At 39.0% G+C, this 18,714-nt stretch carries 17 protein-coding genes; 8 read left to right on the plus strand and 9 right to left on the minus strand.

The window, feature by feature from the left end:
* Both CH377_RS02490 and CH377_RS02495 read right to left on the minus strand, forming a co-directional pair.
* Positions 1-795: a hypothetical protein gene (locus tag CH377_RS02490; RefSeq protein WP_100722247.1), complete on the minus strand. Its 795-nt coding sequence runs from the start codon at positions 793-795 to the stop codon at positions 1-3.
* Positions 795-1,655 (minus strand): CPBP family intramembrane glutamic endopeptidase, encoded by an 861-nt coding sequence (locus CH377_RS02495; protein WP_100722248.1) that lies wholly within the window; start codon positions 1,653-1,655, stop codon positions 795-797. The genes CH377_RS02490 and CH377_RS02495 overlap by 1 nt, the downstream gene beginning before the upstream one ends.
* Before the next feature lie 79 nt (positions 1,656-1,734).
* Between CH377_RS02495 and CH377_RS02500 the strand changes: the two genes are divergently transcribed.
* Both CH377_RS02500 and CH377_RS02505 read left to right on the plus strand, forming a co-directional pair.
* Positions 1,735-2,649 carry a M23 family metallopeptidase gene (locus CH377_RS02500; protein WP_100722249.1) on the plus strand — a complete coding sequence of 305 codons (915 nt, stop codon included), beginning with the start codon at positions 1,735-1,737 and terminating at the stop codon, positions 2,647-2,649.
* On the plus strand, positions 2,649-3,746 hold the full coding sequence (locus CH377_RS02505; RefSeq protein ID WP_243401936.1) for an SMP-30/gluconolactonase/LRE family protein: 1,098 nt from the start codon (positions 2,649-2,651) through the stop codon (positions 3,744-3,746). The genes CH377_RS02500 and CH377_RS02505 overlap by 1 nt, the downstream gene beginning before the upstream one ends.
* A gap of 43 nt (positions 3,747-3,789) precedes the next feature.
* On the opposite strand, the gene CH377_RS02510 is transcribed toward CH377_RS02505, so the two are convergent.
* The 6 genes from CH377_RS02510 to CH377_RS02535 are packed head-to-tail and all read right to left on the minus strand — an operon-like array spanning position 3,790 to position 9,768.
* The gene (locus CH377_RS02510) at positions 3,790-5,475 is read right to left on the minus strand and encodes an NADPH-dependent assimilatory sulfite reductase hemoprotein subunit (RefSeq protein WP_100722251.1); all 1,686 of its coding nucleotides are present in this window, start codon (positions 5,473-5,475) and stop codon (positions 3,790-3,792) included.
* 33 nt (positions 5,476-5,508) lie between these two features.
* A complete protein-coding gene (locus CH377_RS02515; RefSeq protein WP_100722252.1) occupies positions 5,509-6,108 on the minus strand; it encodes a precorrin-2 dehydrogenase/sirohydrochlorin ferrochelatase family protein in 600 nt (199 codons plus the stop codon).
* A complete protein-coding gene (gene cobA, locus CH377_RS02520; protein WP_100722253.1) occupies positions 6,105-6,881 on the minus strand; it encodes a uroporphyrinogen-III C-methyltransferase in 777 nt (258 codons plus the stop codon). Before cobA ends, CH377_RS02515 begins: the two co-directional genes overlap by 4 nt.
* Before the next feature lie 9 nt (positions 6,882-6,890).
* A complete protein-coding gene (locus tag CH377_RS02525; protein ID WP_100722254.1) occupies positions 6,891-8,132 on the minus strand; it encodes a sulfate adenylyltransferase subunit 1 in 1,242 nt (413 codons plus the stop codon).
* Positions 8,132-9,040 (minus strand): sulfate adenylyltransferase subunit CysD, encoded by a 909-nt coding sequence (cysD, locus tag CH377_RS02530; protein WP_100704992.1) that lies wholly within the window; start codon positions 9,038-9,040, stop codon positions 8,132-8,134. Before cysD ends, CH377_RS02525 begins: the two co-directional genes overlap by 1 nt.
* Positions 9,037-9,768: a phosphoadenylyl-sulfate reductase gene (locus CH377_RS02535; protein WP_100722255.1), complete on the minus strand. Its 732-nt coding sequence runs from the start codon at positions 9,766-9,768 to the stop codon at positions 9,037-9,039. The genes cysD and CH377_RS02535 overlap by 4 nt, the downstream gene beginning before the upstream one ends.
* 602 nt (positions 9,769-10,370) lie before the next feature.
* Between CH377_RS02535 and CH377_RS02540 the strand changes: the two genes are divergently transcribed.
* Positions 10,371-12,338: a phosphoethanolamine transferase gene (locus tag CH377_RS02540; RefSeq protein ID WP_100722256.1), complete on the plus strand. Its 1,968-nt coding sequence runs from the start codon at positions 10,371-10,373 to the stop codon at positions 12,336-12,338.
* Here CH377_RS02540 and CH377_RS02545 read toward each other — a convergent pair whose 3' ends face one another.
* Positions 12,339-13,322 carry a lysophospholipid acyltransferase family protein gene (locus CH377_RS02545; RefSeq protein WP_100722257.1) on the minus strand — a complete coding sequence of 328 codons (984 nt, stop codon included), beginning with the start codon at positions 13,320-13,322 and terminating at the stop codon, positions 12,339-12,341. It lies immediately after the preceding gene.
* A 179-nt stretch (positions 13,323-13,501) separates the two neighbouring features.
* Here CH377_RS02545 and CH377_RS02550 point away from each other — a divergent pair, with 179 nt between their 5' ends.
* From CH377_RS02550 to CH377_RS02570, 5 genes are all read left to right on the plus strand, one after another.
* Complete coding sequence (locus CH377_RS02550; RefSeq protein WP_100722258.1) at positions 13,502-14,611, plus strand: lipocalin-like domain-containing protein; 1,110 nt, start codon at positions 13,502-13,504, stop codon at positions 14,609-14,611.
* A gap of 103 nt (positions 14,612-14,714) precedes the next feature.
* Complete coding sequence (locus CH377_RS02555) at positions 14,715-15,728, plus strand: ABC transporter permease subunit (RefSeq protein ID WP_100722259.1); 1,014 nt, start codon at positions 14,715-14,717, stop codon at positions 15,726-15,728.
* Positions 15,725-16,765: an ABC transporter permease subunit gene (locus CH377_RS02560; protein ID WP_100722260.1), complete on the plus strand. Its 1,041-nt coding sequence runs from the start codon at positions 15,725-15,727 to the stop codon at positions 16,763-16,765. The genes CH377_RS02555 and CH377_RS02560 overlap by 4 nt, the downstream gene beginning before the upstream one ends.
* On the plus strand, positions 16,762-17,754 hold the full coding sequence (locus CH377_RS02565; protein ID WP_100722261.1) for an ABC transporter ATP-binding protein: 993 nt from the start codon (positions 16,762-16,764) through the stop codon (positions 17,752-17,754). Before CH377_RS02560 ends, CH377_RS02565 begins: the two co-directional genes overlap by 4 nt.
* Positions 17,751-18,713 (plus strand): ABC transporter ATP-binding protein, encoded by a 963-nt coding sequence (locus CH377_RS02570; RefSeq protein ID WP_100722262.1) that lies wholly within the window; start codon positions 17,751-17,753, stop codon positions 18,711-18,713. Before CH377_RS02565 ends, CH377_RS02570 begins: the two co-directional genes overlap by 4 nt.
* Position 18,714 lies beyond the last annotated feature (1 nt).

The following is an 18,714-nucleotide window of genomic DNA, read 5'->3' on the forward strand; positions in this document are numbered from 1 at the left end:
TTAAAATGATTTGGAAACCGAAATTTCCATGATCCGATTGTGGGTATAAGTATCCTGCCAACCGCCGATCATTCTATATAATCTAGGAAGGATTAATAAACCTATAAACACAGGTGCTCCTGGCGAATCCATTACGTTTCCAGAAGCAGTAGGCTTAAGGAAATAAGATTCAAGAGCACTATTCTTTTCCATCGTAGTGGTCGCATAATAATATCCGATACCTGCAAGTAAAAGATCTAATCCGATATAGCCGAACATACTTTTGAGTCTATCTGAACCCCCATAGACCGGAGATTTATAAGAATTATAAAAAACAGAGGCAGCAGGATGGACTATCGCCAAGGACTCACTCCAAAAATAACTCTTACGATAAGGTTCGAACTTTGCGTCTTCCGAAACATCGGTATAATTCGTAAGTCCTCCCGTTAATTCTTTTTTAGTAAGTTCTTCTTGTAGAAAATTTCTAAAAATTCTTTCGGTCCCCTTTTTAGAAGATTCAATTCGGATTAAACTCATCTTCTCTCTTTTTGCTAGCCCTAAAACGAATACATCCAGCTGCAAGGGAGAATACCATTTTGAAGTATATCTAAATGCAAAACCTTTCGTGTTTTGATTAGATAATACTCTATCATAAGTCAGTCGATTCAATGCGGATAGAAGCCTTGTATCGTTTTCCCCTGGATCACCTTCTAATTCGAAAACTTCTCCAGCGTATGTAGAAGAGATAGAAGACAAAAAGAAAAATAGAAATAAGGTCTTTAGGATTTTATGTTTAAATCTTTTTTGCATGTTCATTAAGAGATCCGATCCCCGAGCAGAAATCCGGCCAAAAGCATGGATGCATTATAAGTGATATGTGCAGTCACAGGCACCCATATATTACCGGTTTTTAAATAAGAAATTCCGAATGAAAGTCCCACAAATATAAGAAGGATCGGAGCCACGTAAGATCCTCCATTAAAATGTACCACTCCGAATATGACGGAAGTAATGATAAGTCCGATGGAACCTATGTTTTTTTCCTCAAAGTATTTTAATAAAAATCCTCTAAAGAAAAATTCTTCAAAAATCCCGGCCCCGAAAGCGATCGCAAGCACGGTCCATCCTAATAGCTTCCAATTCATGTAAAGGTTTTTAGTGAGAATGATCTCTAAATAATTGGATTGAGGTTTGCCTATGATAAAAAAGATCAAACTACTTGCTACATTCACAAAACAGAATGTGGCAAATCCAGTTGCAATACCCGCAAGTATATCTCTTCCATTTGCCGAATCGGTGAATTCTGCAGTTTCTATCCTTGCGATCTTTCGGATAAAAAAGTAAGAAGGTACTAAAAAGCATAATCCCCAGATGATCCTGTCCAAGGACAATAACCAAGGGCGTTTAGTAACTACAAACTCTGTGTATTCTCGAATAGCTTTTTCGGCAGAGGCAGGTTCATTCCAAGCCACTTCGGAAGATACCGTGTTTACTACTTCTTTTGTTTTAACGAAGTTTTGTTTAGGAGTTTTGAGAGATAAGGTGCTCTCCACTTGGAAGCGGGTTACCCTCATATAGGAATACATACCGATGAACAGTACGAAAACCTGGATCAGACCCATAAGCAAAACGTCTCTGCCGGGTGCAAGTTTTTGATCTTCCTTTTCTAAATCCATTCCAAAGGGCCCTTCCAATCATTTATGAGGGATTTTTTGCGTCATTGTTTTTTTATAATCTGCCGACTATAGAAAAGATATGCCTTCCTTCAAAAGACATCTCATAATTTTGTTATCTGCACTCACACTAATCTCTCTGAGCGAGGTCCAAGCGGTCTACGATCGTCTTCCCTTAAAAAGTTTAGAATATTCGGATACTAAGATCATCCGAGTCAGAGAAGAAATAAAATATAACCTTCAAATTTCAGTTTCCAACTTGGACCAAAAAGATCTGGTCCATCTTAGATTCCTAGTCTACAAAGTTGGAGCCAAGGATACTTTTTTTAAGATCATGGCCAGGACCGGAATGGACTTGGACACTCTTTCTTCAGTGAACGAATTAGCTTCTCCCCAAGACATATTTCCTGGGATGGAACTTTTAATCCCGAACATGAGAGGAGTTTACGACTCGGAAGAACATTCTCCGGACGAATCCTCGCGCAAAAAAGTCGCGGCCCGTTTTCGGATCTCTCCCAAATTCTTATACTATGATGACCTCAGAAAATCCTGGTTCGTTCCAGGAAGAGGATTACCTAAAGAAGAGAAAAACTTTTTTTATGGATTAGTATTCTCAGATCCATTAGCGGAAGAAGGAAGACTAAGTTCCAAGTTCGGAAGAAGAAGAGACCCTTTCACTAAAAAGGACACATTTCATGGCGGAATCGATCTAGCTGCAGAAGAAGGAACTCCTGTATATGCATCTGCAGATGGGGAGGTTTCTTTTTCAGGAACAAGAGGTGGATACGGAAGCCTGATCGTTCTAAAACATGGATTGGGTTACGAAACCAAGTATGGACATTTAAGTAAATTATTGGTCTCTCCGGGTACAAGGGTCAAAAAAGGACAATTGATCGGAGAAGTCGGAATGAGCGGAAGAGCCACCGGATTTCATTTACATTTTGAAGTATTGAGAAATAGTTTGAGACAGAGGCCCATTTTTAAGGGTCATGTCTGATGTTCCGATCTCTTTCTAATCCAGGTATTAGGATACTTATTCCTTCCATTTTTCTATTCCTAATTTTCGGGAGCTTTATTCTATTCGGTTGGACCAAAACCGACCCTACAGAACATGATCCGGATGATATTATTCGCCAAGAAGAAAGAGATATATTATTTATATCTAATGTAGTAAACGAAAAATCACCTATAGAAAAACCTTTCGGTCTTGCAATTGATTCGAGGGGATCCATTTATACAGGTTCTTCAGATGGAAATATTTATAAGATCAAGACCGATGGACAAACGGAATTATTTGCCAAAACTTCCGGGAGAGTATTGGGAATCGCTTTCGATGGAAAAGAAAATTTAGTCGCCTGTGTTTCAGGACTAGGACTCGCATTTTATGATTCTAAAGGAAATGAGAATGTTCTACTCAGAGAAGATTCAGAAGGAAACCCGTTAACAAATCTGTACGGCTTGGATATCGCATCCGATGGAACCGTTTATTTTACGGAAGTTAGTAGAAAGTTTTCTTACGAAGATTCCTATTTGGAAGAATTAGAATCCAAACCGAACGGTAGAATTCTTTCTTATAATCCAAGGACCCAAGAAGTAAAAACAGTTTTAGAAGATCTATACCAACCAACCGGGATCAGTTTATCTTCTTCTGAAGACTTTTTGGTTTTTGGAGAAAAGTATAGGCATCGTGTTTCTCGTTTTTGGCTAAAAGGGAAGAAGGCCGGTAAAGATCAGTTCTTTATCACACATCTTCCTGGAAGCCCTGCGTTGATCAGCTCCGATTCTCAGAGAAACTTTTGGATCGCTCTATCTTCTCCGAGACATATAGCGATCGATAAGATACAAAACTTTCCACTTTTAAAAAAGGCAATCGCATCACTGCCATTCTTCTTTAAACCTTTAGAAGGAGAATTAGCTTATATCCTTTCCATGAATGAAGAAGGAGATATTAGTCTTTCTTTAATCGATAATACTTCGGATAAATTGGGATCGATTACTTCTGCTTTGCAATATGGATCGGGAGTTTTACTTGCAGGATTTTCCACTCAAAAAGTATGGAAGTGGAAGTTTGAAACTTTAGAAATGTTTTTCTAAACAAAAAAGCGCCCCGATTGGAGCGCTTTTGAAAAGACGGGAATTACATTGCTCCCAATAATTCCCTGAACTTATCTAAGGAATATCGAGCAGCAAAGTCTCCGAACCTTTCGTCCGGATTTCCTTCTTTTTTCCAAACTTCGAAAGCTTTCTCCAGTTGGACAGCAATGTCTGCGAATGGAACCTTCTTAGCAACATAGTCGCCCACTTTAGTTCCTTCCGGATTTCCTCCAAAGAATAAGGAATATTTTCCACCTGCTTGTTGACCAACGATACCAATTTCCGCAGAATAAGGTCTTGCACAACCGTTAGGACATCCAGTCATTCTCACGATAGGAGCTCTATCGTTCAGATCTAGTTTATCGATCACTTTTTGGATGGATTCCAATAGTTGAGGGAAAGTCCTTTCGGATTCTGTTAATGCTAATCCACAAGTAGGAAGTGCAGGACAAGCAAGTGCACGATCATATAAAGGTTTAGGAGAAGCAGGATTAATATTATATTCTTTTAATTTAGCTTCTAACTTCTCTTTATCTTCTTTTTTAATTCCCATCAAAACTAAGTCCTGATCCGCAGTTACCTGCACGTTCAGGTTAAAACCAGAAATGATATCTTTTAAAGCGGTCTTTAACGGCTTTTCAGGGAAATCTTTGATCCTTCCGGAAAGAGTGTGAAATCCTAATGCAAGAGTTCCGTCTGCTCTTTCTGTCCAGCCAAGATAGTTTGGAGTTTCCCATTTCGGAAGTTTACGATCAATATCGAATTTTGCACCAGATCTACGTTCTACCTCTGAGCGGAACCATTCTACACCCTTCTCCGCTAAAACATATTTCAAACGAGCATGTTTACGATTAGTACGATCTCCGAAATCTCTATGAGAAGTTACTATACCTTCTGCAACTGGAATCAGATCCTTTTCAGGGATCCAACCGAGCAAATCAGCGGCTCTAGGATAAGTCTCAGCTTTATTATGAGTCATTCCGAGTCCGCCACCAGCAAAAGCGAAATAACCGTCTATCTTACCATTCGCATCTAAAGTAGCTGCGAATCCCATATCATTTGTATAAAGATCTACTGAGTTATTTCCTGCAAGAGTAACCGCTATCTTGAACTTTCTAGGAAGATAAGTAGTTCCGTAAATTGGATCTGGCTCATCCTCTTTATTGAGTTGGTTCTCACCTAGCCATAGTTCTGCGTATGCGTTACTCTTGTATTTAAAATGATCGGATAATAATTGAGCGATCGGATCCAACTGAGTAAGCTCTTTATTTCCCCAAGGGTTCAAGGCTTGAGTCACGTTACGCACAACATCACCGCATGCTCCCATAGTGGAAAGATTTACCTTATGGACTGCTTGCATGATCGGTTTCAGATCCTTAAGAAGGATCGTATGCATTTGGATGGATTGTCTAGTAGTTAAACGTAATGCACCACCACCAAATTTATCTGCCAGGTCATCCCAAACCATATATTGGTCAGAAGTAAGTCTTCCACCCGGAATCCTTCCTCGGATCATAAAAGAAGTTGGGTTCTCTATAAATTCGCCAGCATCGTCTTTTCTACGATCCCTGTCCTTTTGCTGGTACATTCCGTGGAATTTGATCAATTGTTTATCATCTTCCTCGAATCCATCTGCACCCGTTTCGATAGCAGTACCGATTTTTCCTCTTAGTCCCCTAGAGGCGGTTTTTATATGCTCGACTTCGCTAAGTTCTTTTTGTTCTGACATCGATCGTATTCGTCCTTTTGGATTATAGCTTTCCTATGATTTCGCATCTGTGGAGAGATATTTTTCTTTGAACTCTCCAAGAAGAAATTTGAGAGCCGCTTTTCTTTTTTCAGGATCTCCCAGTTTACTCTTACTTAAATTACGGATTTCTAATAAATTTTCTAATTCCGGATCATGATCCTTAGGGAGGATTTCTTCTAGAATGGTGCGGATGGTTCCTGCAAGTCCAGCGAACCCTCCTTGAGTGGAAACCGCCACACGGATCGGCCCCCTATCAAAATATGCGGATGAATAAAAATCACAAAGAGAAGGATCATCCGCACAATTGATCCAAATCTTTTTTTGTTTAGCATATTCAACCAAATCACGATTTGTCTGCCTATCGTTAGTAGCAGAATACACCAAATCAAAACCATTTAAATCGGAAATCTGAACTTCTCTCGTTTCTATCTTTGCATCTTTAATGGACGAAAGCAAACGAACAGTTTCAGATTTAAACTCTTTAGAAATAACTGTGAGTGCGCAGCCGGTATCTTTCAGATGTTGTAATTTTTCGAGGGCGACATTTCCCCCGCCTACTACTAACACTTTTTTATTTTCTAATTTTATAAAAACTGGAAGAAGTTGGTTCATACTCCTTCTCCTTGAGAAGCGAATCCTTGAAAGTCTAGTTCAGGGTTTTCGCCGATCAGATGTACAACAGGCCCTATATAAATAATCCCAGGTCCGGAACTTTGTTTGGATAAACCTTCTTCTATAATTCTGCCCAGGCTAGTTATAGTCGTCTTCTGATTTTTTAAACTCGCATTCTCCACGAGAGCCACCGGAACAAGAGAAGAAGCTCCGTTATCGATCAAATTTTTAGAGATCTGCACAATGGAAGAAGTTCCCATAAATAGAGCGATTGTTCCCTTAAACTCAGCGAACCATTTCCAATCAGTATCTTCTTGTAAGACAGTGTGACCATCCATGATCAGGACTTGTCTGGACAATCCTCTATGAGTTAAAGGAAAACCTGCACCTGAAGACCCGGCACTTAATGCGCTTACTCCAGGAATGATTTCATATGGAATTTTATGTTTTCTTAAAGTGAGTAATTCTTCTCCACCTCTACCGAATACGAAAGGATCTCCTCCTTTCAAACGTACTACGGTTTTACCTTGTAGAGAATATCGAACGATCAGATCTTGGATCTCTTCTTGGGTTGCGGAATGTTGTCCTGCCCTTTTACCCACATAATGAACGATCGAAGAAGAAGGAAAAAATTCCAAAAAGGAAGAATCTAATAAAGCGTCGTACAGAATTACTTCCGCTTTTTCTAATATTCTCAGGGCTTTTAAAGTCATTAGTTCCGGGTTTCCGGGACCTGCACCCACCAAATATACTTTTCCCACTTCGGTATTCATCAAATTAGATCAGTAAGCTCCTACGATCATTCCGGCACCTACGGTATTGTTCGTACCCTCATCCACCAAAACAAAACTTCCCGTTCCGCGATTTTCGGAATAACCATCAAATGCGATAGGTTTCGCGGTTCTGATCTTGATCCTTCCGATCTCATTCAAAGCAAGCTGAGAAGATTCTAATTTTTCGTGGGTTTGGATATCAATCCTAAAGGAAATTTCCTTAACTGCGGATTTTACGGAACCTGTGGTTTGTCTTAAAAGATATTTATTTCCTGGTACCAAAGACTTTGCATCCATCCAACAAAGTTCCGCTTCCAGATCTTGGGAAACGGTAGGTTGGTGTTTATCAATTACGATCATATCCCCGCGACTAATATCGATTTCGTCTTCCAAAAGGATAGTAACGGACATTGGGGCAAAAGCCTCTTCTACTTCGCTTTCATATGTATTGATCGATTTGATCTTTGAACGTAATCCGCTAGGAAGAACTACTATATCGTCTCCCTTTTTGAAAACGCCACTTCTGACCTGGCCTGCATATCCCCTGTAATCATGGTGCTCTTCTGTTTGAGGACGGATCACATATTGAACCGGAAATCTAGGCTCATGTTTGGTCTCATCCACCTCAATTTCCAGATCCTCTAGATAACCCAGAAGAGTTTTGCCTTTCCACCAAGTCATGTTTGGAGAAGCATCTACAACATTGTCTCCATTTAAAGCGGAAATCGGTATGAATTCCAACCCTTTAAAATCCAGATCAGAAGCGAAGTTTTTATAATCTTCTACAATCTCTTCAAAACGTTCTTTGGAAAAATCCACTAAGTCCATTTTATTCACGCAGATAACTACATGAGGGATTTTTAATAGAGAAGCTATATAAGAATGTCTGTAAGTTTGTTCGATCACTCCCTTACGAGAATCGATCAAAATGATCGCAAGCTCGGAATTGGAAGCACCGGTTACCATATTTCGAGTGTATTGGATATGTCCCGGGGCATCCGCAATGATAAACTTTCTTTTAGGTGTGGAGAAATACTTATAAGCAACGTCGATCGTGATCCCTTGCTCTCTCTCCGCTTTTAGCCCATCCGTAAGAAGAGCCAAATTGATCTGACCGTTCACTTGGCCTGTTTTTTCTATAGCTTCTAACTGGTCTTGGAATACGGATTTGCTATCGTACAAAAGACGACCGATCAACGTGGATTTCCCGTCGTCTACACTTCCCGCAGTAATAAAACGTAATAAGTCCATCAGAAGTAACCACCTCTTTTACGTTCTTCCATTGCAGCTTCAGAACGTTTATCATCTAATCTGGATCCTCTTTCCGTAGTTCTAGAAGTTTGGATCTCACGAATAATATCATCTAAGGAATTTGCTTCAGATTCAACTGCTGCAGTGCAAGTCATATCACCCACAGTCCTAAATCGTACAGTTTTCTCTTCTACCTTGTCGGAAGAATCCAAAGTCACGAATTCTGAAACAGGGAATACCACATTCTCTCTCCAGACGATTTGTCTTCTATGAGAAAAATATAATGAAGGAAGCGGGATATTTTCGGACTTAATATATTCCCAAACATCCAGCTCGGTCCAGTTACTGATAGGAAAGACTCTTACGTTCTCCCCTACATGGATCTTTCCGTTATAAATATTCCAAAGTTCCGGTCTTTGCAGTTTAGGATCCCAGCTTCCGAATTCGTCACGCACGGAAAACACTCTTTCCTTAGCACGTGCCTTTTCTTCGTCCCTTCTTGCTCCGCCTATACAAGCATCAAATTTGAATTCTTCGATCGTATCTAATAGTGTAACTGTTTGGATTGCATTCCTGCTTGGGAATTTCCCTTTTTCTTCTACGGCTTTTCCTTGGTCGATGGAATCCTGAACGTATCTAACGATCAGTTTTTCCCCGATACGGTTCGCAAGATCATCACGAAATTGTAATGCTTCCGGAAAGTTATGGCCCGTATCAATATGCACTAAAGGAAATGGGAATTTTCCCGGACGGAAAGCTTTTAGTGCGAGATGCACCAAAGTGATTGAATCCTTTCCTCCTGAAAATAAAAGCGCAGGTCTTTCAAATTGGGCGGCAACTTCCCTAAGTATATAAATGGATTCCGCCTCTAGTTGTTGGAGATGCGACAATCGAGTTCTAGTCGTCATACTTCTGATCCTTTTTTTCTTACCAGTTTTCCATCCACCCAATGCAATCCGCATTCTTTCGTGGATTCATTTTCCCACCACCAACGGCCGGCCCTAAAATCTTCGCCTGCCATGACCGCTCTTGTACAAGGAGCGCATCCGATGCTGGGATATCCCTTATCATGGAGAGGATTGTACGGAATATGTTTATCTTGGACGTACTGTTGTACTTTCTCCCAAGACCAATCCAGGATAGGATGGAATTTCAAAATATCCCTTCCGGTATCCAACTCCACTTTGGTTAAATTTTCTCTGGAACCGGATTGATCGTTACGAATTCCGGTGATCCAAATTTTAGCTCCCTCTAAAGCTCTGTTCAAAGGGATAACTTTGCGAATATGACAACATTCTTTTCTATTTTCTATAGAATCGTAGAAGGAATCGGGGCCCTTCTCATTGATCAGATCTTCTACCGCTTGTGCATCCGGGAAGAATGTTTGGATTCGTTTACCATACATTCCATTCGTACGTTTATGAAGTTCGTAAGTTTCAGTGAACAATCTGCCAGTATCCAATGTAAAGATACGAATGTCCAAATTTTGGGAATAGATTGCGTGAGTGATTACCTGATCTTCTAAGCCAAAGCTTGTGGAGAACACCGCCTGATCAGGAAAATCCTGGGAGATTTTCGCCAAAGAATCTTCTAAGCTCAGGCCTTTTAATTTTGCTTCCAGATCGGATGGACTCATCGAAATCGAACCTTTTTATATTGGACGTGCCCGAATTAAGGCTGACCAATATAATGTACCAAAGTTTTATATATTGGACTATTTGTAAAGTATAGTTGATGCTATATTACAAGGATCCCACCAAAGCCGGTACAGAATAGAGAATTTTTAAAGAATATAGAAATTCTCCGATTTACTTCGAGAATCTTATATCTCTGCCGAATTTACTGCCTATTTTAAATGATAGAGGATCCAACTTTCAGTTATGTCGCAAAAACTATGACCATCCCTAACGAATTCAATTCAGCTACAATCGCATCTTGAAATAATTTATTTCCAAAATTCAAAAACTTATAATCGGACATTGTATACTCTTTCAAAAAACTTAACGATCGATTTACAAAGCACGTCTAACTCCTCGTATTCGATTGAGACTGAGTCGCTTGTCTTTTTATAGGATTTGTTCAATTTAAAACTTAGAAGAATGAATTAGAATCAATCTTAATCACGACTGAACATCGGTCTAATATTCATTTTTTATAACTTTCTGTTTAGTCGTTGAGAAAGTATAACATATTTGGTGTAATTGACGGATTACATATCCTTAGGAATTTTGGATAAAGATGGGAACTATAAATAAAAAAAATATACTAGAGACATTCTCCCGTTATTCCGTTTGGGTTCTGCCAGCAGTAATACTAATTTCAGACATCATTGTCAGAGATGAAATATTACCAACATTCAAACCCTTACAATGGATGTTTTATTTTCTCTCATTCATTTATTCACTGATTTTATATTCTGCAGTGATCATTCTACTGAGAATATTATACCTGCAAAAATCTAAGATAGCATACTATATCGTATTCTTTCTGATCTTATCTTTTTATACAGGAACATTACTAGGTTCTTATGGATACTATGCGTATACCGGGATCATGCCCAACTTCTTCGTGTTCTCTTTTATATTTCATGAACCTTTGAATAGTTGGACAATCGTAGAAGGCGGATTTACTAAATCCTCTTTAGTTTTCGGACTTCTTTCCTTTAGTATATTAGGAATATCTCTCTGGTTCACTACAATCAAAGAACCTATAAAATACAGATTCCAAACTCCGGTAAGAATCGGAGTAGTGATCGTATTTTTAGCGATCAGCGGGTTCTTACATAATAATACTAGATTTAATGACCAAGTATATGTTTCAGATACCAACACGATCGCATTCGTTTGGAGAAACCTATATAATCATCTAACAGGAGATAGTTTAGGTTCCGCAGGATTACAATCCAGGAACAAACCTAGGCTTCCTCAGATTAATTCCAATCCTGGATTCAATGTTCTATTTGTAATAACGGAAAGTTTGAGAAAAGGAAGTTTAGGAGTATACGGTTACGAAAGAAACACTACCCCTTTCATGTCTAAATTTGCTCAAACAGCGGATCGCAGTCAGTATTTCTTATTCAAAAAAGCGTATTCAAATTCAAGTTCTACTCTTCTTTCTTTTCCGAGTATACTAACCGGTGTTTCTCCTTCTCAACCTGTTCCGATGACTCATACTTATCCGTTATTCTGGGAGTATGGAAAATCTGCAGGACTTTCTACATTCTATATCACTAGCCATAATTTGCAGTGGAATAACTTCGAAGGATTTTTCAAAAACTCAGGGATTGATTTTCTTTGGGATAAAGAAAAAAGCGGTCTAAAAGTATTCAATGATATCGGGATCGATGATAGAGAAACCGTAAAAGAATTCAAAAGTTATCTTACTGGATTTAAGACCTCAGGCAAAAGATTCGCGGGAGTTTTACACTTCAATACGAATCATTTCCCTTATATAGTACCGGAAGAATCCAAATTTTTCGCAGTGGATTCAGTTCCAGATCAGTACGATAATTCTGTTCGTCACATGGACAGTCTTTTGGAAGAAGTTTACACTTACCTGAAAAAAGAAGGATTCTTAGAGAATACTGTGGTGATTTTCACTTCCGATCATGGGGAATCTCTTTTTGAGCATGATTACCTAGGGCATATTGACAGCAACTATGTGGAAACAATTGCTATCCCTATGTTGGTTTATATTCCGAATTCTCTTAAAGAATCCGTGAATCTACAAGCGATCAGAAGAAACACGGATAGACCTGTTGCAAATACAGATCTAATCCCAACGTTCATAGATATTTTAAATCTAGAGAACAATCCTGCAATCAAAAGGTATTCTACAAATCTGGAAGGTAAATCCTTACTCAGAGATATTTACGGAGACCGTAGAATCATCATCACCAATAATAATGAAATCTCTTTGTATAAGGTTGGGATCAGCTATATTAAGGGAAATTATCATTATATAATGAATCTAAATTCTAATCCTTCTAAAGAACGCCTATTTGACCTTTCTAAAGATCCGAAAGAGTTAAAAGATCTTTGGACAGATGTAAGTGAAGAGAATAAGATCCATTTTAGAGAATTAGTAAAAGATTGCGGTGTCTGTGTGGAATTATTTACGTCCCAAGGTCTACCTTACCAAACATCGAAAGAAAATCTGGAAACTGCAGAACTAAAAAGAAATTCTCTGAAGCCGACAGCTTTCTGATCAAACCTTAGATTTTTCGGAAGAAGATTTAAATTCTTTCCAGAACTTGTCTAGTTCTTCTCTATTTTCAGGTTTGGTATGCCAACGTCTATGCAACCAGAAATAATCACCTGGATGTTTATACACTTCTTCTTCTAAACGTTTTACCCATTTGTAAGTGAATTCTCTCTCCCATAGTTCCGGGTCCTTTCGAGGGTCCAGATCAGGTCTTTCGAATTCTTCTACATGAAAATATAATTTTCCGGTTTCATCGTACCAACTGCTGCAGAATAAGATGGGAACATCAGTCATTCTAGAAAATGTTGCAGGTCCTAAAAATGTAGAAGCCATATTTCCTAAAAAAGGAAAGAAGGAGCCTGTAGTACCTGCATCCTGATCCGATATAAAGGCGACTAACTTTCCTTGTTTCAATAAAGTCAGCGCCTTTCTTGGACTTTCATCCGTGTAGACTAATTTAATTCTTTGGGAAGCTCTGTTCTTTTCGATCCAAGCGTTGGACCAAGGATTGGATTGTCTTTTAGCGAATACATATAGATCATTTTTAGGAGCAGTGTAACAAATTGAAACTCCCATAGTTTCCCAGTTCCCCAAATGGCCTAAAACCAAGATCCCGCCCTTCCCAAATAAACGAGTATGAGTTTCTTTATCCGGTAAGAAGGTCACCCATTTATCTATAAACTTTTTATTCATTCTGGGTTCTTCACAGAACTCATTAGCCATATGAGATAAATTTCTAAGATTATGAAGAATATACTTTTGTATCTCAGATTCAGATGTTTGAGGAAAAGCGGTTCGTATATGCCTTTCGATCCTTTTTTTAGTGGCCCCTGTCGTTTTTGCCAAGAACCGAATGATATGGAATAGGATCTTTCCTCTAAGAATATATGGGAAAATGGAAAGAGTTCCTACCAGTATCCTCGCAAATACGTACTGCAGGAATTTTTTGACTTTTTGTCTTTCACTTCTGGGTTTAGGATTCGCCATAATATCAATCCCGAGTTTAAAAACAGATCCAGGACCACACGAATTATTCTTAAATTTTAGGACCTTCTCCAAATCTAAAAATAAAAAAAACGAATCGATTGAATACTTAAAAAGAAAAAGAAACCATGGTCGGGTCTAATTTCTCAGGACTTTGTCCCCCAGAATAATAAGGACGATATATGCCCTTCCAATTTTTAACAAATAGAGTCGTAAGACCAAATAGAACCTCCGGGATCCTAACTTCAGTTCTGTTCTCATCTTTGTTCTTCCTATCGAGCGGAAACGGATTCGCTGCCCCGAAAACCGACGGCTTTAAATTTCCCCAAGACCATTTTTTCCATAAAGGATACAGAGTAGAATGGTGTTATTTTATCGGTATCTTGGATACGGAAGAAGGTAAAGAATTGGGGTATGAGTTAAGCTTCTTCCGAGCTTACCTTGGACCAAAAGTTGCGTTATATCCTGTTCACTTTGCAATCTCTGATCTGGAAGATGAAAAACATAAGATCTCTCAAACAATCGAAAGAGAATTAGGTGGGGTCGCCGGGCAAGATAAGAGCAACTTATGGAGCGGAGACTACCGTATGGAAGTTACTGGCCCTGCAGACTTCCGGATCTCTGCTTTTCCAAGAACAGACTCTGGCTTCGGTTTAGAACTGGAGCTAAGCACCAAACAAAAAAATATTCTTATCCATGGCAAAAACGGGAAGTCTCTCAAGAGCAGAAAGAATCCCAAATTTTTCTCTTATTATTATAGCATCCCTCGTTTGGAGACTAAGGGCTCTCTTTATTTAGAAGGGAAAGAGTATCATGTCAAATCGGGCACAAGCTGGATGGATCATGAGTGGAGTAGTCCGGAAGGAACCGAGGCTGCATTCGACCTTTCTTCCAAGGATATTTCCTGGGATTGGATCTGTATACAAATGGAAGACGGCTCCGATATCATGGCATTCAATTTTAAGAACAAAGCCGGAGATGTGGAAACTTTCGGGACTTACCGTTCTCCCGACGGAAAGGTAATCTCTTTAGAAAATGAAAACGATCTGAAATTTGTTCCTGAAGATAAAACCTGGAAAAGTGACCAAACAGGAAATACCTATAAATTACGATGGAAATTAATTTCCGAAAGATTTAATTTGAATATCTCGCCCAAATTCGAAGAGCAAGAATTCGACGCAAGATCTAGCACTGGACTAATTTATTGGGAAGGTGCGATTAAAGTCGGCGGAGAAGTCGAAGGAAAATCCGTAAAAGGAAAAGGTTATCTGGAACTAAAACCTTTCCGTTAATTGCCGATTTAGGCCTGAGAAAAAACCTTTATCCCTTGCAAACGGTTTGGAAAATTGTTCGATGTCCGAAGCGGGTTATGATTTTTAGCGGACTTTAATCAGAATGAGAAATTATTTTTTAAAAAGGATCTTTCTGATCATTCCTACAATCCTCGGAATCACTTTCCTAGTATTTATTTTATCTCACCTGGCCCCAGGTGGGCCCTTGGAAAGGGAGATCGCAAAATTAAGAGGATACGGCAACGAGGATGGGGCAAGATCTTCTTTGATCAACAACGAAGAGATAGAGATCCTAAAACAAAAACTACGTTTGGATAAACCCCTCCCAGTCGCTTATCTATACTGGTTATGGGATGTTGCTAGTTTAGATCTGGGAGAATCTAGATTACATTCTCGCCCCGTAAACGAACTCATTTTCGAAAAGATACCGGTCTCCCTTACATTCGGACTTTCCGGATTTTTACTTTCTTATCTAATTTGTATCCCATTAGGAATTCGTAAAGCAATCCAAAGTGGGCAGGCATTCGATAGTGGAACAAGTATCATCATTCTGATTGCTTACTCGATTCCTGTATTCGCACTTTCTATGTTGCTATTATATTTGTTTTCTTCTGGCGAAGTATTTTCGGTATTTCCTCTAGGTCATGAATATTCTGATAACTACGACGACCTGGATTTTTTCGAAAAGATCATAGATAGAGCCGAGCATATGTTCTTGCCGGTGCTTTGTTACGTTTCCGGATCTTTTGCGATGCTTACTCTTTTAATGAAAAATTCTTTATTAGATCAGATCTCTAAGGAGTATGTTAGAACTGCGATCTCCAAAGGTTTATCTTTTAAAGATGCGATTTATAAACACGCTTTTAGGAACAGTCTGATTCCGATAGCGACCGGTTTTGGTTCTAATCTTAGTTTGGTCTTAGCAGGATCTTTAATCATTGAGTTGGTATTCAGTATCGATGGGATCGGACTGCTTGGTTTCCAAGCAGTTACTGAAAGAGATACAAACCTGATGATGGGATTATTATTGGTCCAAAGTTTTCTTTCACTGATCGGAAATATTCTCTCAGATCTTTGTTATGTTATCATCGACCCTAGGATCAATTTCGAAGCATGAACTCTTTAGCCAAAAGAAGATTCGAAAAATTTAGATCCAATACAAAAGCTTGGATCTCTCTTTGGATCTTAGGGACTTCTTATATTATTTCTCTATTTGCACCTATACTTGCAAATAATCAACCCTGGATCGTTTCTTATGATGATTCTTGGAAATTCCCTATCTTCTTCCGCTATACTGATAAGGATTTCGGCGGGTCCGAATATTCTCCTATAAATTATAAAAAATTGAAATTGAGAGAAGATTTCGAAGATGACGATGATAACTGGATTTTATTTCCTCCGGTTCCATACGGATACAACGAAGACAATTTAGAAACAATCGACGATAACGAAAATCCTCCTTCTTCTCCGAGCCTAAAACATTGGCTTGGAACTGATGATAGGGGAAGAGATGTATTCACTCGGATCTTTTACGCGTATAGAAATTCTATGAGTTTCGGACTCATATTAGTAATTATAGAATTCCTTTTTGGAACTATTATAGGTGGGATCCAAGGATATTACGGAAAGAGGACTGATATTATCCTACAAAGGATTATTGAAATTTTATCCGCCATTCCTTTCTTATATTTGATACTGATCATGGGTTCCTTTTTTGGCAGAGGGTTTATTGTATTGGGGATCACTTACTCCACATTAAGTTGGATAGGGATCAGCATGTATATGAGGGGAGAATTTTATAGATCTAAGGCTCTCACTTATGTAGATGCAGCAAAAGCGTTAGGCGCTAGCTCTTGGAGTATTATGAAAAATCATATTCTCCCGAATGCGATTACCCCGCTTGTAACCTTCTTACCTTTTGCACTCATTAGCTCGATCTCCATTCTAAGCGCTCTCGACTTTTTAGGTTACGGAATTCCAGCACCAAATCCTTCTTGGGGAGAAATGATCAGCCAAGGAAGAGATAATCTAAGGGCTTGGTGGTTGATTGCTTTTCCTTCTCTGTCTTTGGCTGCGACCATTCTTCTTTCTTCTTTTATAGGAGAAGGGATACGTGATTCTTTTGATTCTAAGGAGAAGGTAACGTACGAATGAATTCGGAAGCCATCCTCCAAGTGTCCAACTTAAATCTAGAACTTTCAAAAGAAGGAAGGTTCGTGCCATTATTGGAAGATATAAATTTCGAGATCCGTAAAGGAGAAGTTCTTGCTCTTGTAGGAGAATCAGGTTGTGGAAAATCAGTATGCTCCGCCGCGATCACAAAATTACTTCCTCATGAATCTTTTAGATACTCGAATGGAAAGGCACTATTCGAAGGAACAGACCTTCTTCAAACCGACTCTGAAACTTTAAGGAAGATCAGAGGAAAAAAAATCTCATACGTATTCCAGGAACCCTTCTCCGCCTTGAATCCCTTAAGTAAAATAAAAGACCAAATGACGGAAGGATTTTTAGAACATGGGCTCGGGACCCGTAAAGAAGCAGAAGATAAGGCCGAATATCTTCTTGGAGCAGTAGGAATTACCGACATAAAATTAAGGATGAATTGTTATCCTCATCAGTTGAGTGGTGGAATCTTACAAAGGGTCGGGATAGGGATGGCATTGATGTGTGATCCTGAACTTTTAATCGCAGACGAGCCTACCTCCGCTTTGGATGTTACAGTCCAGGCCCAATTGGTGGAACTCCTACTAAGGCTCAAAGAAAAGATGAACTTATCCGTATTATTCATCTCTCATGATTTTGGTTTGGTCAGTCATATAGCAGATCGTATCTGCGTACTGTATGCAGGGCGAATTGCCGAACTTGGAACCGTAGACCAAGTATTGGATGAACCGAATCATCCTTATACAAAAGATCTTCTGGATTCTTTACCTTCTCATTTTTCTCAGACCGGTATTTTTAAACCGATAGAAGGAAGACTACCTTCTCCAGGAAATTACCCTAAAGGTTGTCATTATTCGGACAGATGTGATTTTGTATTTTCTCACTGTAATACGGTGAAACCTATATTAAAAAATACGAATGAGTCTGGGCATCTATCTGCCTGCTTCTTAAATGAGAAGAAGGAGCTTGCTGGATGAAACTTTTAGAGATTAAAGATCTGAATGTAAGCTACGGAAAAGAAGGCTTTTTTGGCGTTAGAAAATCAGTAATCAAAGCCGTAGAAAATGTAAATTTAGAAATGGAAGAAGGAGAAACCTTTAGCCTAGTTGGAGAATCCGGATGCGGAAAATCCACGTTAGGCAGGGCCATACTCAGACTTCTTAAATCGGATTCAGGTTCTATATTTTTCAAAGGAAAAGAGATCTTAAACCTAAAAGAAAAAGAGTTTTTGCCTCTCAGGAAACAGATCCAGATCGTATTTCAAGATCCATACTCTTCCTTAAACCCTAGAAGAAATATTAAAGATATCTTAACGGAAGGATTGTTTATCCATGCAAATTATACCGATGAGCAAGCGGAGAAGGAAGCTGCCGATATTTTAGAAAAAGTAGGACTGTCCCCAGAAATTCTAAACAGATATCCTCATGAGTTTTCCGGAGGACAAAGACAAAGGATCGCAATCGCAAGAGCGCTTATCCTAAAGCCCGAATTTATACTTTTTGACGAAGCAGTTTCCGCTTTAGATGTATCTAATCAGGCTCAGGTACTTCTTCTATTACAAAAATTGAAAACTGATTTCGGACTTTCTTATTTATTCATCTCTCATGATTTGGGAATCGTAAAATCTATCTCCGATAAGATCGCTGTCATGTATTTAGGGAAAATCGTAGAGTTCGGTACTAAATCCCAGATTGCAGAAAAACCTTCTCATCCGTATACAAAGGCTTTATTCGGAGCAATATTCGAAGTAGAAAATCGAAAAATCCGAAAAACCCCTCTACAAGGAGAGGTGCCAAGTATATTAAAAAAACCGAAAGGTTGTCATTTCCATACTCGTTGTCCTATCGCTAAAGAGATTTGTTCCGAAAAAACTCCAGAATGGAAAGATCTGGGCGAAGGCCACAAGTCCTATTGCCATTTTCCGGACGGAAAATAAA

The sequence above is a fragment of the Leptospira haakeii genome (genome assembly GCF_002812045.1).
GTDB lineage: Bacteria > Spirochaetota > Leptospiria > Leptospirales > Leptospiraceae > Leptospira_B > Leptospira_B haakeii.

What these genes read in the sequence shown, in the direction of transcription:
- CH377_RS02490 (WP_100722247.1), bottom strand. Translation starts at nt 795, where the DNA reads ATGAACATGCAAAAAAGATTTAAACATAAAATCCTAAAGACCTTATTT.
- CH377_RS02495 (WP_100722248.1), bottom strand. Translation starts at nt 1,655, where the DNA reads ATGGATTTAGAAAAGGAAGATCAAAAACTTGCACCCGGCAGAGACGTT.
- CH377_RS02500 (WP_100722249.1), top strand. Translation starts at nt 1,735, where the DNA reads ATGCCTTCCTTCAAAAGACATCTCATAATTTTGTTATCTGCACTCACA.
- CH377_RS02505 (WP_243401936.1), top strand. Translation starts at nt 2,649, where the DNA reads ATGTTCCGATCTCTTTCTAATCCAGGTATTAGGATACTTATTCCTTCC.
- CH377_RS02510 (WP_100722251.1), bottom strand. Translation starts at nt 5,475, where the DNA reads ATGTCAGAACAAAAAGAACTTAGCGAAGTCGAGCATATAAAAACCGCC.
- CH377_RS02515 (WP_100722252.1), bottom strand. Translation starts at nt 6,108, where the DNA reads ATGAACCAACTTCTTCCAGTTTTTATAAAATTAGAAAATAAAAAAGTG.
- cobA (WP_100722253.1), bottom strand. Translation starts at nt 6,881, where the DNA reads ATGAATACCGAAGTGGGAAAAGTATATTTGGTGGGTGCAGGTCCCGGA.
- CH377_RS02525 (WP_100722254.1), bottom strand. Translation starts at nt 8,132, where the DNA reads ATGGACTTATTACGTTTTATTACTGCGGGAAGTGTAGACGACGGGAAA.
- cysD (WP_100704992.1), bottom strand. Translation starts at nt 9,040, where the DNA reads ATGACGACTAGAACTCGATTGTCGCATCTCCAACAACTAGAGGCGGAA.
- CH377_RS02535 (WP_100722255.1), bottom strand. Translation starts at nt 9,768, where the DNA reads ATGAGTCCATCCGATCTGGAAGCAAAATTAAAAGGCCTGAGCTTAGAA.
- CH377_RS02540 (WP_100722256.1), top strand. Translation starts at nt 10,371, where the DNA reads ATGGGAACTATAAATAAAAAAAATATACTAGAGACATTCTCCCGTTAT.
- CH377_RS02545 (WP_100722257.1), bottom strand. Translation starts at nt 13,322, where the DNA reads ATGGCGAATCCTAAACCCAGAAGTGAAAGACAAAAAGTCAAAAAATTC.
- CH377_RS02550 (WP_100722258.1), top strand. Translation starts at nt 13,502, where the DNA reads ATGCCCTTCCAATTTTTAACAAATAGAGTCGTAAGACCAAATAGAACC.
- CH377_RS02555 (WP_100722259.1), top strand. Translation starts at nt 14,715, where the DNA reads ATGAGAAATTATTTTTTAAAAAGGATCTTTCTGATCATTCCTACAATC.
- CH377_RS02560 (WP_100722260.1), top strand. Translation starts at nt 15,725, where the DNA reads ATGAACTCTTTAGCCAAAAGAAGATTCGAAAAATTTAGATCCAATACA.
- CH377_RS02565 (WP_100722261.1), top strand. Translation starts at nt 16,762, where the DNA reads ATGAATTCGGAAGCCATCCTCCAAGTGTCCAACTTAAATCTAGAACTT.
- CH377_RS02570 (WP_100722262.1), top strand. Translation starts at nt 17,751, where the DNA reads ATGAAACTTTTAGAGATTAAAGATCTGAATGTAAGCTACGGAAAAGAA.